The following is a 13674-nucleotide window of genomic DNA, read 5'->3' as shown; positions in this document are numbered from 1 at the left end:
AACTTAATTATTTCAAAACTACTTGATTTACTTATTAAATTTAGTACGGCACTATTGAAAGCGTAACTCAACTATTTTCCAAATTATGTTATGAATCAACCAAAAAATTTACTGGAAGTATACAGCTTATACGAGAAGCATATTCAATCTACACATAATATTAAACGAGCCAGAAATATTTTGAACGAAACCCGCTCTGCTATCATACGTCCTCTACTGGTCGGTCTTGGTTATCAAAAAATAATTGGTACTAACAAACTCTCAAAAGCTGAATTAGATTCAGCTAAGGCGTTTATGAGAAAGCAGGGGTTAGAGAAGTTAAAAGAAGCACGAACATTTCAAAAGCGAGGTTTTGAAATTCTGCAAAGATCATCTAAAACTCAAAATATTGGCGAAACTAGACTGAACCAACTATTGATTTGGGTTCAACACCAAGATTGGTATACTGAAAAAACCATAAATTTAGATCAAAACTGCCCCACTTCTCTAAGGCTGAAAGGTCTTTCTACAGGGAGAAAAATTACATCTCGTCAAGGTAAATACAAAATTTACTCGCTACCAATTCAAAAGTGTTCTCCTAGTTTACAAGTTGAACTGCAACAATTTTTTAAATTTCTAACAGCACCTGAATCGACAGGACGAGTTACTGAACCAATAGCAGAATCTACTGCTAAACAATATTTAGGAGGAATCCGGCTATTTTTAGGTTGGTTTGTTGAATACCAAGAAATCTCACCAGAGGAATTAAGTTTGTCTTTACTCGTTCCCAAACTGACAAAGGACGAGTTATATGACTTAAGTAAACAGCAACAAAAAAAGCTTTGGAAGCAGCATCAAATCACACTGGAAACTTGGCTATGTAAGTATTTAGAGTTTTTGAGAGAAATTGTTCATTCTGAAAGCCCTAGAACTAAAAAATCTCGACTTGTTGTTCTTTCAACTTTAGGAAAATTTATTTACCACAAAGAAGTGGAACAAGCAAGTGATTATGCTAAAATTCCAATTCTTAAAACTATTGGTAATTATCTTCTTGCTGCCAGTAGAGAAGAAAGAGATTGGCAACTTCAAAAACGTTACGTAACTCAGCAAGATAAAAAATGGCCTGAAGCCATTCCGAATCAGACTGTTTTAACTACTGTGCGTGAAAAAGTTTTAGAACCTTTACGCCAAGAATGTCGACTCAGAAATAAAGATGGCAAGCCGCGTTATGGTGTAGGTCCGGTTTCAGCTCTACAGCGATACCTGATCTGGAGTTTTTTAGCAGATATGCCAGCCAGACGACAAGAGGAATACAGAAAATTAAAAATTACTCTTACTTGCCCAATTCAACGCCCCAAAGAGGTGCCACCTGATGGATTGTATCACCCTTTGCCGTCTGATAGAAAGCGTGATAAACGCTATGACGATAGTCTTAAGGATAATTATCTTTATAAAACCTATTTTCACAAAAAGAAATTTTACAAAGATGGCATTTGGGTTTTAGACATCCAATCTTATAAAACCTGGAAAGTTTATGGTCCGCAATCGATTGTAATTTCTAATCGTCAATTTGATGATGGTACTTGCTTGTATGACTATATTGAAAGCTACTTATACGGTTACTGGATGCCTGGAGGTAGGAAAAATCAGATGCTTTATGATTGGTGGCAATCAAATTTACTGGGCTGTCGTGGCCGATGGGTAAATTCCGGTCGCAATGAATGTAATCCGGCTGATGTTTGCTGTATTCAAGAAAAACATGATCCGGAAATCTGGTCATGGGGATATTTATTTGTCAATGCAAGTGCTGGGTTGCGATTTAATAGCTCTAAATTTGCTGCTTTCATTCAAATTACGGCTCGCCGATTAATTGGTAAGTCAATTTCTCCACACACGATGCGCTATATTTGGGCAACTTGGGCTTACCAGTTACATCTCGACAACCAAAAAAAAGAATCTCTTGCTTATGCTATGGGTCATAGTTTGACAACGCTCAAAAAAATGTATGAGCGGTGTACGCCAGCAGAAAAACGCCGACCAATCGAGCAAGCTGTTGAAAGGCTTTTATTTAATGATTTTACAATTTTTGATGAACTTCCACCTCCAAACACATCTATTGCATCCACTCCTGACAAGGAGGAATTAATTCGTCAATTACAGAATTTAACTCCTGAACAACGTCAGTCCTTAGCCGCAATGCTTCATCAGAAAATTATGTAAGTTGTCGAGCATAATCCTAATTGGTGGCGAACTGCAAATATCCAGAGATAAAACTGCAAACAAGGCATTTTTGAAACCACATTCTGTGCAAATAAAAAAAGTTTTTTGGTTCAAGATGAGCCGCTTTCAATATCCAGATTGCCAGCTCACCCCAATTACTACTCTAAATCCAATTTTGGGCCTTCTGAAGTCATGATGATGCCAGGAGTCTCCTCAGCCCATCGTTTAATAGCAGTACGAAATGCAGGTATGTTCTTCCACTTAATTTGTTTTATCTTAAGTACTTCTAATAGCTCATCAGCTTGATTTATTTCTGGTTCAGAGGTGCTGCTTAACGTATCTGACTGGAAGTTAGGCAAAGATTTGATTACACTAGCCTGTGCCGCTTCTGTAAAGGTCATCGATTGAGTGCAGGATGGAGTTGCATAACTAGTTGGTAATGCCACTTGCACTCCTTTATCCACTAGCTCTTGAATGTTAACCATTACCTGTTTGACGTTGTGATGATTTGCTTCTGGCATAGTTACAAAGCAGCTAGGCAGTATTGCTTTAATTCCATTAGCTACCTGCTGATTACAATTTTGGGCAACCTGCTGCATATATTCCAAAAACTCTGGGAATATTACTACAGTGGTTTTTTCACGGTTATTGTAAAACTCCGCATAGGCATTGCCACGAGCGTCCGCTTCCCACTTCCCACCTTGGGGTTTATACTTTTTATCCGCTCTCCAATTAAGGAATACAGGATAGGGGCGACCGGGGGCAATCTCCCAAATCTCCTGCACTTCCTCTTTTACATCAGGGGAAGGATTAGATTTCTTTTTGAAGCCCAGCCCTGGCGTGGCGAAACCTTTACCTTCAGGGCTATCTACCTTAGTTGAAGAGAATTGTTTTTCAAAATCCGGCGGCGGCGCGGCGGAACATTCCTCTTCTCTAGGAGAGGCTACGCGAACAGAAGTGGCTACCTGATCCTTGAGTGACTCTTTTTTGAAATCCTCAGTATCGTGAGTATCTTGTTTTACGTCATCATCCCAAGGGTCATAGTCATCATCCCACTGGTCAATCTTTTTATCTTCCTGGTTTACGCCTTTATCTTTCTCTTTATCAAATTTCCCGTTTTGAGTAGAGATAGAGTTTTCTCTGTATATAGATGGTTGTTGCGATCGCAATTTGGCGTCGTTGTGATTGCAATCTCCCGTCGTTGTATTTACAATTTCGGTACTGTGTAAGGGTTTCCAGGTTCCATCAAAAGGATTATATCCAGTTAGCTCAACTAGACGTTCTAGGTCAAGCGTAATCCACGAGCGAGTTTGGTCAGGATGCCAAATCCCTGAAAGTTTTTTTACAAGTTGGTTTTTTAGTTGGGCATAGCAAGCTTTTTCAATAATTCCCAACTTTTTCAAATCCCTAATCATTCCGCCAAATTGCCACGGAGTAAGGGATTCAAACTGGTCTTGAGTCCACTCAGCATAAGAATTGTAGATCCATTTCTTGCCATCTTTAGTGAAGTAACCAGAAGTGGTCTGCATCCAAAAAGCTAACTGATTTATGAAGATTGTCGCTTCACCAGGATGGCGAACCTTTAGCTGCCTCATTACTTTTGCTAAGGCAGGCGTGTAAATTAATTTCCAGTTTTTTGCTTGATCTTTGGTTGTTTGAGAAGAGTCTGTAATTTGTTTCAACATTGGTAGAAGTCTTGGTGAGATGGACTTCTGCCCAACAAATTAGATTTTATGAGTGAGAGACTGGTATACAAGTCTTACACTAATTCACCCAAGTGCTACAATTAATCTAGAATTTTTTGTCTGTTTGATAAGTTTGGGTTTGGGTGAAAAGCATTGTTAGCATTAGCAAACGTGTTTGTCGTCTATCATTCCTGAAAAATAACTTGTCAAGCAGCTTTTTTTTGGATTGAAATCTAAAATGGTTAAATTTAGTTGACAACTAAAATTTTTGCAAACATATCCAATAATTTAAGTTGTTTCCTTAACGCCGGCTTTTACTGAGCGCTGCTCCTCATTTGCAATTAACTCCTGTCTTGCAGCGATTGCATCGGCAAGGACTCCCCCAGAAATTTGCTTTCCTCCTCATTAGAAACTCTAATCACGTTGGGAAGTTCTTGTCGTCCGAACCTTTCAAGATATTCGCTAAGGCTAAGATTTAACGCAAAAGCCCACGATTCCATATTTGCGATCGCAGTTGGAGTGAGCATCAGGTTTTTCTTGACCTTATTCTCGCTCCTTGCATATGGCGTAGCTGGTTTAAACTTCTTACGTTCGGTCATCTAATTCCTTAGCTTTAGGTATACGTATAAGAGAATACTACATTTATGGCTATTTGATCGCTTTTTATCCAAAACTAGGAAAATTCTCAGGTTTTTAATTTAAAAATAGCCTTGCAGATATATTTCACAGCCTGGAATCCTTGCATCATAAGGGTCGCAGTTGTCGCCGGACAGTTACATTTCATAAAAATTTATACAGGCGACAGCCAAAACAAGGCGACAAGCGCGATCGCACTTCTGGAAGTACTGATTTTTCGTTGTCGCGGTCGCAGTAGTGCAACTTAGGATTCATGAAATTCTTGCACATACGTTTCAACCAGTAATTTTGCCAGCTTTGACTAACTCCTGGCGGATATACTCAGCGATTTTTTTGCTCATATCAGTGTCCTGTTCTGTGCAAAGGGCTTTGAACAATCGCCTGTAGTGTTCTGGAATCGAAATTCGCACCTGAACTAGCTCCTTATCTTTATCAGACATTCTCCATAAACATAGTGGCTAAATAGGATCTTATTCCTCTTTAGCCACCTTGGTTGTATATGGCTTCATAGCCACTATAGCCACTATAGCCATTTTACAGTATGATATTTGCAGTTGCATTGCAAAATTTACTGTCGAGCGCTTATGAAGCAACCAACAGACTATTACCGCAAGGTTTTTGAACTAATTTCAGGGGAGATAAGCAATAGGCGTTGGCGACAGATCCGAAATGAGTTAGAGCGTTCAGGAGTCGTTGTTACTCAAAAATCTGTGCAATCCTATGCCAGATTGAAAACCCAATACCCCAGAACAGTACTGACTAAAAAGGCAATCCAAATAGTTGAGGACTTTCAAAGCAATTGTCACCCAACACACAAATTTACTGGGGAAGAATTACTAGATATTCTAAGAAAAATAAAACCACACGTAACAGACAGAATGCTGCTAAATGCTTTCTACAAAGCCCATATACAGTTTAGCAAACAGAGTGTATACACCTTAAATCAAGCTTCAAAAGTTGTATTTTTTACCGCGATTTCAAGGAATAAATAGCATGGGTAAAGACCTGAAGAACAAAGTAGACTCTATCCGCCGCACTCTCAAAAATAATGCTTTAGAAGTTTCAGGAATAGTTATTGAATCAAAAATTTTAGAACTGTACCCAAACTACGAAACTGATTGGAGTAATGATGTCCGCACAGAAGTGATTAAGGCTATCACCCAAGACCACCAATCAACTGGAATAGTAAGCGCAATGCCTGCACCAGTAAACTATGCATCCCCCGTCCAAGAACCCCTCACCCAGCACCAAGAGTCTGAAATCTTTGCACAGGAAGAAACAGAGTCCGAGGAAGTAAACACGATGTCTATGGCTGTAAACTACGCACCTCCAGAAATTAATAATAGTCAATCCCTGGCTGTTACCAATGCTGATAAACAGGCGTTGGTATCTACTCAATCTTTGGCACTGGGTTTTGAACTGAGTGAACAAGAGTGTCTAGTGGTTGCTGATAGTGTCGATGATGTTTTCAATGATTATGCAAGTTTTTTAACCAACGTAACCAGTGCAATTAGAGGTTATGTTGACCATCGTTTTGATCAGGTAGAGACCGCATTAGACACCAACGCTGATGCTGTGAGAACGCACATAGCGGATAGGGCAACTAGGTTAAATCAAAAGGTAGAAAACTTCTCAACTAATGTCAAAGCGGATATAGGAGGTATCCGCCAAAATATCAAAAGTTCAAAAGCCAATATCTTATCAAGATTTGCATTACTCAATAAAGCAGGCTGAAGGTTACACAATCTCGTTTAACCCCAAGAAAGTAGGATTCATCATCTTAGCCATTGCAAGCCTGCTCTTTAGCCTACAAGCTTACGACAATTGGAGTTTATCACAAGGCAGGGTTAAGCAAATACAGCATAGAGATTTTGTTGATCCTAATCGATATTTGGAAATACCCAAGGAACTACCAAAATGGTGAAAAGTTCAAATTCTGGCAAGCTTACACTCAAAAACCACGTAACGCCCAAAGCACGGAAGATTAATCAAGTTCTCAAGACTAAATTTGGTGTAAGTCTGGATGATTTTACAAATGCAATGATGGGTGACGTTACCAGCGCTCAAAAGATTGGGGAGTTAGCGCGACAAGGTAGGCTCTCAGCAGAGTTTGCCCCTAAGCTTGCCCAGGCATATCAAGAAATAATCAATGGCAGTACAGCTTACAACAAAGCCATCTCGGAAGTATTGGTGAATGCTGCCAAGAGCGCCATTGAGATTGATAAAGCAGTAATCAACGCTACTCTTGCAAATACTCAATATGACCACAAGAGAAGTGAGCTTGCGGCTGAATTGATAAACGCTCGTCACACTGAAAACCAGCGTCATAATTACCAGATGAATTACACCCAAATTAAAGGTTATATCGATGCTTATTTGGTGGGAGTTGACAATCAAGCTAATCTAATCGACCAATCGAACAGACCAGGAATTAAGCAATTATCGGCTGATGAAACTTACAAAACTAAAATAGTTAACGAAGCTTTAAACCGTGGTGATGATGCTCGATTTGATTTAATCACTCAAAAGAACTATCAACCCAATACAGTGCGCGGGTTGCTAGCTGAGAAGTTCACAGCGATTAAATCGGCATTAGGATTCTAATTTCAAAACAAATATCTGAGTAACTGCGAATTGCTCAGGTATTTTCAACAATCAAGTTTAGTATTACCATGCTACCACACAACAATGACGAATTAGATAACCTACTAAATGACGATAACAGTGCGGGGATTAACCAAGATACAGCACGGTATTTACAGCATATTGAATCCAAACTTTACGCTGATATTCAGGCTAGGAAACGTATAGATAGTGGGTTACTGTTTCTATCATGCCAAGTTGGTTCGGCATCATTGGCTTGGCTTCTATTCTCAATGCAAATATCAATTAGCATTATTCTGGCAATGTCGATGATATTGGCACTACTGCCAGGACTAATTGATTGTGGTGAAAGTTTTAACTTTGAGCTATCTAGTGAGCGCTGGTCATTAAGTCATGCCAAACCATTGGTAGCAATGAGTAAACTTGCAATCGGTGGGGTAATTGGGTGGAACTCTACACAAAAAATAGTCAGAGAAGTTAGGTCAACTGAGAGTCAGATCCAACAGACGTACACAGAAATTAAATCAGCACAGAATACGAATGCTTTCACACTCCCAGAAGGGGTATTAACGCCAGCAATGTTTATTTTGGGACTAGTTGCAACTTGGGTATTAACAATCCCATTAAGAAGAAAACCAAATGTATAGACAAAGAAACTTTTTAACAGTTATAGGCGGAACTCTGCTTTTCATATTTGCTGTAAACAATCTGTTTATGGATGCCGTAAACACTGCTGTAAATCTTAAGCACCTTACTTCTTGGGGTAAACAGTCTGGGTTAGATGTTCAAATACTTTTATTTGTTCGGCAGGTGCTACTTCTGCTTAATGCTTACTTTCCCCTGATGATATTTTTTGGGTTGATGTTTTTGATTTTATGGAAGAGATAGAGCAGTTTAACCAACGATTAAAAACAGAGCGCCAGATTGCCACATTTGCCATAGGCACTTTGCTCATTGGGGGACTAAGTTTAACGTTACCACTCTGGAATGATGCCACCAAGTATAGTGAAACATTATTTTGTTTCACAGACAATAATCAACCTTGCAAAGGTGAACAAATCAAGCGCGGTATTAGCTGGATGATTGAACAGGAGCGCAGGAACTTTACTTTTGATGCTCATGTAAAAACATTACGTATATTGCCTGCTGAATCACCTGCTGCACCTCTATATGGTTTAGCTGGTACAGTCGCCCTGTTGAGTGCTTACGCTGGGTCTAAAAGACTTACAGATAGCCAGGAGCAAGCTATTCATAGTCAGTTATCGCTACTCAAAGTTAAAGCACTTGAGAATGACTTCATAGTGCAAAATCATTTAGAACTTACCCAATTTTCAAAACAGCAACAAAGCGCAGTGACTAAGCAGGCCATCGCCCGTAATGCGACAGAGACGATAGAAGCGATGAAATCACCCAATGAATTAGCACTTGATGAGATTAATGGAAGATTGCAAGGTGAAACTGCACTTAAAAGTCACGAGTTAAATTTATCTGAGTTAGATAAACAAATCATAGATAATCGGCTGGCAGCAGCTAAAGCGACAAAGGAATTGAACAAGCTCCAAGACAGCAAGCAAGATTCTAAAACTTATACTCAGGTATCACCAGATGAACAGCTTAAAAATACCCTTATAGATGCCCTTAAAAACCATGAAAACGGTTATTTGTGGAAGATAATCAATTCACTAAAACCATTATGGCTGATAGGCAATCAAGGAAGCGGTAAAACTTACACTGCTACAGCTATTGCATTGATTAGAAAATACTGCCTTGATGCTCCAATTCATCAACTGATTGATAGACATGCCACTGGGGATAATGCCGATGTCTGGAAACTACTAGACGCTACTAGTAAGGCAGAGTCGGAGGATGAAATTAGCCTTGCTTTTGAAGATTGTTGCCAACGTTGGTTGACCAGGATTAAGCAGAAACCGACCACTAAACAGCAGGTAATTTGTGATGAATTCACAAATTTGAAATCTTTGTGTGGTGAAAGTGCGATCGCATTTTTCAAGATGAGCTTAACTGATACTCGCAAAGCCAAGGAATATTTACTTGGTATAACTCACAATGCCACTAATGAATCATTTCCAGACGGTACAGCAAGCGCTCGTAAATCAGGTACTGTATTGCTTGAGAAGTTCTCAGCTAATGGTGAAACACCTTTAAAAAGAGTCGTTGTGCGCTATGGGCTGGTGGATGAGCAAGGGAATAATCTTGATGATGTTGAAAAAACTTTGCCCGATTGGTTTCACCCTGAGAAAATTCACCAGCATTTCAACGGTAAACCACTGAGTTTTGAGGATTAGCCAATTCTCAATAGCACGACTGTTTATTGATAATAAAATCCCCCCTAACCACAGCCTGAACCACTAAAGCAAGTACAGGACAGTGATTCTGCGGGAAATGAAGCACGGTTCACACCACTAAAACTTATCACAGGTAGGGGTTCATGACTTGCAATTAAGAGTGAATTATGACGGTAGAAATATAAAATTAACTTAAACCGTTAAAAATCCGAAATTGTTCATGGTATATCTGTATCCAAAAAGAAATTTGTATACAGCGCCCAGCCATGCCCCAGGACTTCTCCGGTCATAATCTCAGAGGTCGTTCTTTCAAAGGTAAAAATCTTGAGGGTGCAAACTTTAGCTATGCAGATATTCGAGGTGCAGATTTTATGCAGAAAATTATAATAACCAAGGAGATACCATGTCACAAAGTCCTAAAAAACAATCTAATTTCAACTTGCAAGGCGCTCAATTTGCAGGTGGTCTTATAGATGCTGAAACCGTGACTGCAAATCAAATAGGTGGGAATATCACCAACTACACACCTGAGCAACGGCAGAATTTGGCTCAAGCCGCAGCAGAAATTCAACAACTCCTGAACCAATTAGGGCAGGCTTACCCAACTAATACCCCACTAGAAAAACAGATAGTAGTAACAGAAGCTCTTAAGGAAATTGAGCGTAATCCTACATTGAAAGCACGAATAATTGGTGCGTTAAAAGCAGGTGGTACGGAAGCCCTCAAGGAGTTACTTGACCACCCAGTAGTTAATGTTTTGTTGGCTGCTTTGGAAGGTTGGCAGGATGCTGAGTAATTAGATTTTAGTGAAAACGATATATAAGTCTTGAAAAAAGAACGCCAAAATTCAACCCATGTCAGAGCCACAAGATACAAATCAAGTCTCTAATAATGACTTACGCAATTCCCAGTTTGGTGGTGGGTTAATTAATGCTGAGATAGTGAACGCTCAGAGAGTAGGCGGCGACATCTACAATATTTATCTTGGGCAACAGACAATGGCATCAAGTAATCTTGTTCAATCACAAAACCAACAGCAGCGATCGCAACAAGAAAGAGGCTCGCTGGCAAAAACTTATACACTCCAAAGTGAAAAAGTAGCTGAGATACGGAAAGCATTGATTCTCGAAACAGATCCATCTCGTAAGTTTCAGTTTAAACAGCAGCTTCAGGAAGAAGAATGCACACTGAAGGAGCTTGATGACAAGTTGAATGCAATTGAACAACAGTTGCAAGCTACTGAGAATTTTAGACTAGAAGCAGACGCAAGCATATATATTGAACGCCCTCCGATTGAGGACAAATGCTATAAGGCGATTATGCAGCCAGGGGCATTGATCCGTATAAAAGCTCCTCAAAGGATGGGGAAAACTCTACTTTTAGAGAAAATACTAGACTATGCGAGACAGCATAATTACCAGACAGTAAAACTAGATTTAAAACTTGCTAATAATTCTGCTCTGACTGATTTAAAAAGTTTCTTACATTGGTTGTGCCTCAATGTTTCTCATAACCTGAATCTGGAAGACAAAGTAGACGAATATTGGCAAGATAGTTTAGGTATCAATACAAGTTGTACTAGATATTTTCAAAAATATTTGTTATCGAATACTAATACCTCTCTAGTTTTTGCTATAGATAATTTTGAACGTCTATTTCAGCGTGCTAATATATTTTCTGAATTCTGTCTACTCTTGAGGAGTTGGTATGAAACAGCCAAACAAGGAGATAGGATGGGTAAAATTTGGAAGAAACTACGTTTAATAGTAGTTAACTCCACAGAACTTTACCCAACCCTAGACATCAATCGTTCACCATTTAATGTGGGATTAGCCATTGATTTACCTGAGTTTAATCAGCAACAGATAGAGAAAATGGCAAAGCTGTATGAATTAGATGGTTTTTTTAAAGAAGATGGATTGAGCCAGTTGATCAATCTGGTAGGTGGACATCCTTACCTAGTACAAGAGGCACTCACTAACCTCAAAAGCCAGGAAATATCTTTAGAAGAACTCCTGACTATTGCTCCGACAGAACAAGGAATTTTTAGTTCCTATCTGCGACAGCAACTGGAGTGCTTACAAAATAATTCTCAGCTACATGAGGGTTATAAAAGAGTAATAACGGCAAATGAGCCATTGCAGCTTAGTCCTGAGATTACTTTTAAATTGCACAGTTTAGGTCTAGTGAAAATAGTTCGTAACGATTGTATTCCTAGTTGCGATTTGTACCGCCAGTATTTCTTGATACGTTTGGAGTAATTTATGGTTGACCAGTACATTTTCTCTGGAAGTTTACCTGAAAATGCCAGTACATACGTCACACGACAAGCAGATGATGAGTTGTATGAGGCGCTATTACAAGGTCAATTTTGTTATGTACTAAATTCCAGGCAGAGCGGAAAGTCCAGCTTGCGTGTTAGAACAATGAGCCGCTTAGGTGAAACTGGTGTAGAGTGTGCATCTATTGATTTATCCTCTATTAGTATCCAAACTGCAACTCAAGAAAACTGGTATGCAGACTTGATTGTTAAGCTCATCGATAGCTTTGCATTAAATGTAGATTTTAAAATATGGTGGGAGCAAAACCAATTAAATTCACCACTGTTAAGATATAGTAATTTTCTTTCAAATATATTACTAGCTGAAGTTCAAGAAAAAATAGTAATTTTTATTGATGAGATTGATAGTGTTTTAAGTCTTAATTTCCCCACAGATGATTTTTTTGCTTTTATTCGATCTTGTTATAATCAGCGAGTTGATAATCCTGAATACAATCGCCTCACTTTCTGTTTTCTGGGGGTCGCATCACCTAGCAGTTTAATACAAGATAAGAACCATACTCCATTTAATATTGGTAAGGCTATCTCCCTCAAGGGTTTCCAATTGCATGAGGTTGAACCTTTAGAAAAGGGTTTGCGCGGTAAATTCAGTAATCCCCAAGCGGTAATGCAGGGAATATTGTGGTGGACGGGGGGACAACCATTTATGACTCAAAAGCTGTGTCAGTTCATGGTTGAAGAATCTGAAAAAGAAAATCCTCGTTCAGTAGAACAAGTTGTCAGGTCAAGGATTATTGAAAATTGGGAATCACAAGACGATCCTGAACACTTGCGTACGATATGCGTTCGTCTCCTAATCGATGAGCAACGTGCTGCTAAGTTGTTGGGACTATATAAAGAAATTTTACAAAAGGGAGAAATTATACATACTAATAGGACTGAACAAAGAGAATTACAATTATCAGGATTAGTAGTAAAACAACAGGGGAAATTAAAAGTATATAACCGTATTTATCAATCAGTCTATGATCTGAGTTGGGTTGATCAGGCATTAGTAAATTTACGACCTTATGGAGAAGCCTTCATAGCTTGGATAAATTCAGATTGTCAAGATAGTTTATATTTGCTGCAAGGTGAGAAATTGCAAAATGCTTTAAAATGGGCAAAAAATCAAAACTTAAGTTACCAAGATTATAAATTTTTAGATGCTAGTCGTGAGTTAGAAAAATGCAAAACTGAATTAAAATTACAGAAAGAAAAACAGGATAGACAAATAGTAGAACAGAATTTTTTTAACTTAATTAATAGAATTCAAGATTCTTCCTACTTAGTTGATTATAAAGTTTGGTGCGAAAATTTTTTACGGGATAGGTTGTATATTTGGTTATGGTTAGCATTTATTATTATACTGAGTTTTACTTTACGAGATATTTATGGCTTATTTTTTGCCTTCAAGGAGCTAGCAAATCTACCAGAAGTGTTAAGAATTCAGCGATTAGTTATTAACATTTCTCTTATACTGATTATTGTTGTCTTTTTTGGTTTATATAAAACTAAATTTGGTCATCGTCATCCAGGAAGATTATTTTTAGGAGCATCTTGGTCACTTGGTTTAGCATCACAGTTATTTGCCACTATTAGAGGTTTTGCTATGGCTGACACCATCAGTTGGTCGCTGTTATTTCTCAGTCAAGCCATATTTATACCAGTCCGATGGCCTCTGCATTTACTATCACAATTAGGTATCCTAGTTTATTATTTTGCTGTGAATACAGCGTTAGGACTAAAAACACCAATTCCAGATCATCCAGAAATATATAATTCGACGTTTATTTTATATATTTTCTGGTTTTGTATTATATGTAACTTTGGAGTTTATTTATATGATAAAAAGCATCTTTCTGAAATAAAATTAAAAAAGGAAATACATCTTTTCCAATCGGTATTATATCATGATTTATAT

General features: G+C 38.4%; 14 protein-coding genes. 11 read left to right on the top strand and 3 right to left on the bottom strand.

What is annotated here, in order from left to right; genetic code table 11:
- Positions 1-90: 90 nt before the first annotated feature.
- Positions 91-2199 carry a hypothetical protein gene (locus GNF10_RS29470; RefSeq protein ID WP_185587050.1) on the top strand — a complete coding sequence of 703 codons (2109 nt, stop codon included), beginning with the start codon at positions 91-93 and terminating at the stop codon, positions 2197-2199.
- Positions 2200-2357: 158 nt separating this feature from the next.
- On the opposite strand, the gene GNF10_RS29465 is transcribed toward GNF10_RS29470, so the two are convergent.
- Entirely contained in the window at positions 2358-3884 is a 1527-nt protein-coding gene (locus GNF10_RS29465) for a hypothetical protein (protein ID WP_185587048.1), read from the bottom strand.
- A gap of 341 nt (positions 3885-4225) precedes the next feature.
- Positions 4226-4411 (bottom strand): hypothetical protein, encoded by a 186-nt coding sequence (locus GNF10_RS29460; protein WP_185587046.1) that lies wholly within the window; start codon positions 4409-4411, stop codon positions 4226-4228.
- A 183-nt stretch (positions 4412-4594) separates the two neighbouring features.
- On the opposite strand from GNF10_RS29460, the gene GNF10_RS29455 reads away from it, so the two are divergent.
- Positions 4595-4768, top strand: coding sequence for a hypothetical protein (locus tag GNF10_RS29455; RefSeq protein WP_185607312.1), 174 nt, complete (start codon positions 4595-4597; stop codon positions 4766-4768).
- A 27-nt stretch (positions 4769-4795) separates the two neighbouring features.
- Here the strand turns inward: GNF10_RS29455 and GNF10_RS29450 are convergent, their stop codons facing one another.
- Complete coding sequence (locus tag GNF10_RS29450) at positions 4796-4960, bottom strand: hypothetical protein (protein WP_185587044.1); 165 nt, start codon at positions 4958-4960, stop codon at positions 4796-4798.
- A gap of 144 nt (positions 4961-5104) precedes the next feature.
- Between GNF10_RS29450 and GNF10_RS29445 the strand changes: the two genes are divergently transcribed.
- The 9 genes from GNF10_RS29445 to GNF10_RS29405 all read left to right on the top strand — a co-directional run.
- Complete coding sequence (locus GNF10_RS29445) at positions 5105-5512, top strand: hypothetical protein (RefSeq protein ID WP_185607311.1); 408 nt, start codon at positions 5105-5107, stop codon at positions 5510-5512.
- Between the two features lies 1 nt (position 5513).
- On the top strand, positions 5514-6254 hold the full coding sequence (locus GNF10_RS29440; RefSeq protein ID WP_185587042.1) for a hypothetical protein: 741 nt from the start codon (positions 5514-5516) through the stop codon (positions 6252-6254).
- A gap of 183 nt (positions 6255-6437) precedes the next feature.
- Complete coding sequence (locus GNF10_RS29435) at positions 6438-7124, top strand: hypothetical protein (protein ID WP_260446348.1); 687 nt, start codon at positions 6438-6440, stop codon at positions 7122-7124.
- A 68-nt stretch (positions 7125-7192) separates the two neighbouring features.
- Positions 7193-7771: a hypothetical protein gene (locus tag GNF10_RS29430; RefSeq protein WP_185587040.1), complete on the top strand. Its 579-nt coding sequence runs from the start codon at positions 7193-7195 to the stop codon at positions 7769-7771.
- Between the two features lie 228 nt (positions 7772-7999).
- Positions 8000-9430, top strand: coding sequence for a hypothetical protein (locus tag GNF10_RS29425; RefSeq protein WP_185587038.1), 1431 nt, complete (start codon positions 8000-8002; stop codon positions 9428-9430).
- A gap of 266 nt (positions 9431-9696) precedes the next feature.
- The gene (locus GNF10_RS38990; protein ID WP_260446347.1) at positions 9697-9903 is read left to right on the top strand and encodes a pentapeptide repeat-containing protein; all 207 of its coding nucleotides are present in this window, start codon (positions 9697-9699) and stop codon (positions 9901-9903) included.
- A complete protein-coding gene (locus GNF10_RS29415) occupies positions 9834-10226 on the top strand; it encodes a hypothetical protein (RefSeq protein WP_185587344.1) in 393 nt (130 codons plus the stop codon). The genes GNF10_RS38990 and GNF10_RS29415 overlap by 70 nt, the downstream gene beginning before the upstream one ends.
- A 58-nt stretch (positions 10227-10284) precedes the next feature.
- Complete coding sequence (locus tag GNF10_RS29410) at positions 10285-11691, top strand: AAA-like domain-containing protein (RefSeq protein WP_185587346.1); 1407 nt, start codon at positions 10285-10287, stop codon at positions 11689-11691.
- A 3-nt stretch (positions 11692-11694) separates the two neighbouring features.
- The coding region (locus GNF10_RS29405; protein WP_185607310.1) for an AAA-like domain-containing protein at positions 11695-13674 on the top strand (1980 nt) is incomplete at its 3' end.

The sequence above is a fragment of the Nostoc sp. UCD121 genome (assembly GCF_014222285.1).
Classification (GTDB): domain Bacteria; phylum Cyanobacteriota; class Cyanobacteriia; order Cyanobacteriales; family Nostocaceae; genus Nostoc.
Note: the sequence above shows the minus strand (reverse complement) of the source record. Positions and strands in the feature narration are given on the sequence as shown.

What these genes read in the sequence shown, in the direction of transcription:
- GNF10_RS29470 (WP_185587050.1), top strand. Translation starts at nt 91, where the DNA reads ATGAATCAACCAAAAAATTTACTGGAAGTATACAGCTTATACGAGAAG.
- GNF10_RS29465 (WP_185587048.1), bottom strand. Translation starts at nt 3,884, where the DNA reads ATGTTGAAACAAATTACAGACTCTTCTCAAACAACCAAAGATCAAGCA.
- GNF10_RS29460 (WP_185587046.1), bottom strand. Translation starts at nt 4,411, where the DNA reads ATGCTCACTCCAACTGCGATCGCAAATATGGAATCGTGGGCTTTTGCG.
- GNF10_RS29450 (WP_185587044.1), bottom strand. Translation starts at nt 4,960, where the DNA reads ATGTCTGATAAAGATAAGGAGCTAGTTCAGGTGCGAATTTCGATTCCA.
- GNF10_RS29445 (WP_185607311.1), top strand. Translation starts at nt 5,105, where the DNA reads ATGAAGCAACCAACAGACTATTACCGCAAGGTTTTTGAACTAATTTCA.
- GNF10_RS29440 (WP_185587042.1), top strand. Translation starts at nt 5,514, where the DNA reads ATGGGTAAAGACCTGAAGAACAAAGTAGACTCTATCCGCCGCACTCTC.
- GNF10_RS29435 (WP_260446348.1), top strand. Translation starts at nt 6,438, where the DNA reads ATGGTGAAAAGTTCAAATTCTGGCAAGCTTACACTCAAAAACCACGTA.
- GNF10_RS29430 (WP_185587040.1), top strand. Translation starts at nt 7,193, where the DNA reads ATGCTACCACACAACAATGACGAATTAGATAACCTACTAAATGACGAT.
- GNF10_RS29425 (WP_185587038.1), top strand. Translation starts at nt 8,000, where the DNA reads ATGGAAGAGATAGAGCAGTTTAACCAACGATTAAAAACAGAGCGCCAG.
- GNF10_RS38990 (WP_260446347.1), top strand. Translation starts at nt 9,697, where the DNA reads ATGCCCCAGGACTTCTCCGGTCATAATCTCAGAGGTCGTTCTTTCAAA.
- GNF10_RS29415 (WP_185587344.1), top strand. Translation starts at nt 9,834, where the DNA reads ATGTCACAAAGTCCTAAAAAACAATCTAATTTCAACTTGCAAGGCGCT.
- GNF10_RS29410 (WP_185587346.1), top strand. Translation starts at nt 10,285, where the DNA reads ATGTCAGAGCCACAAGATACAAATCAAGTCTCTAATAATGACTTACGC.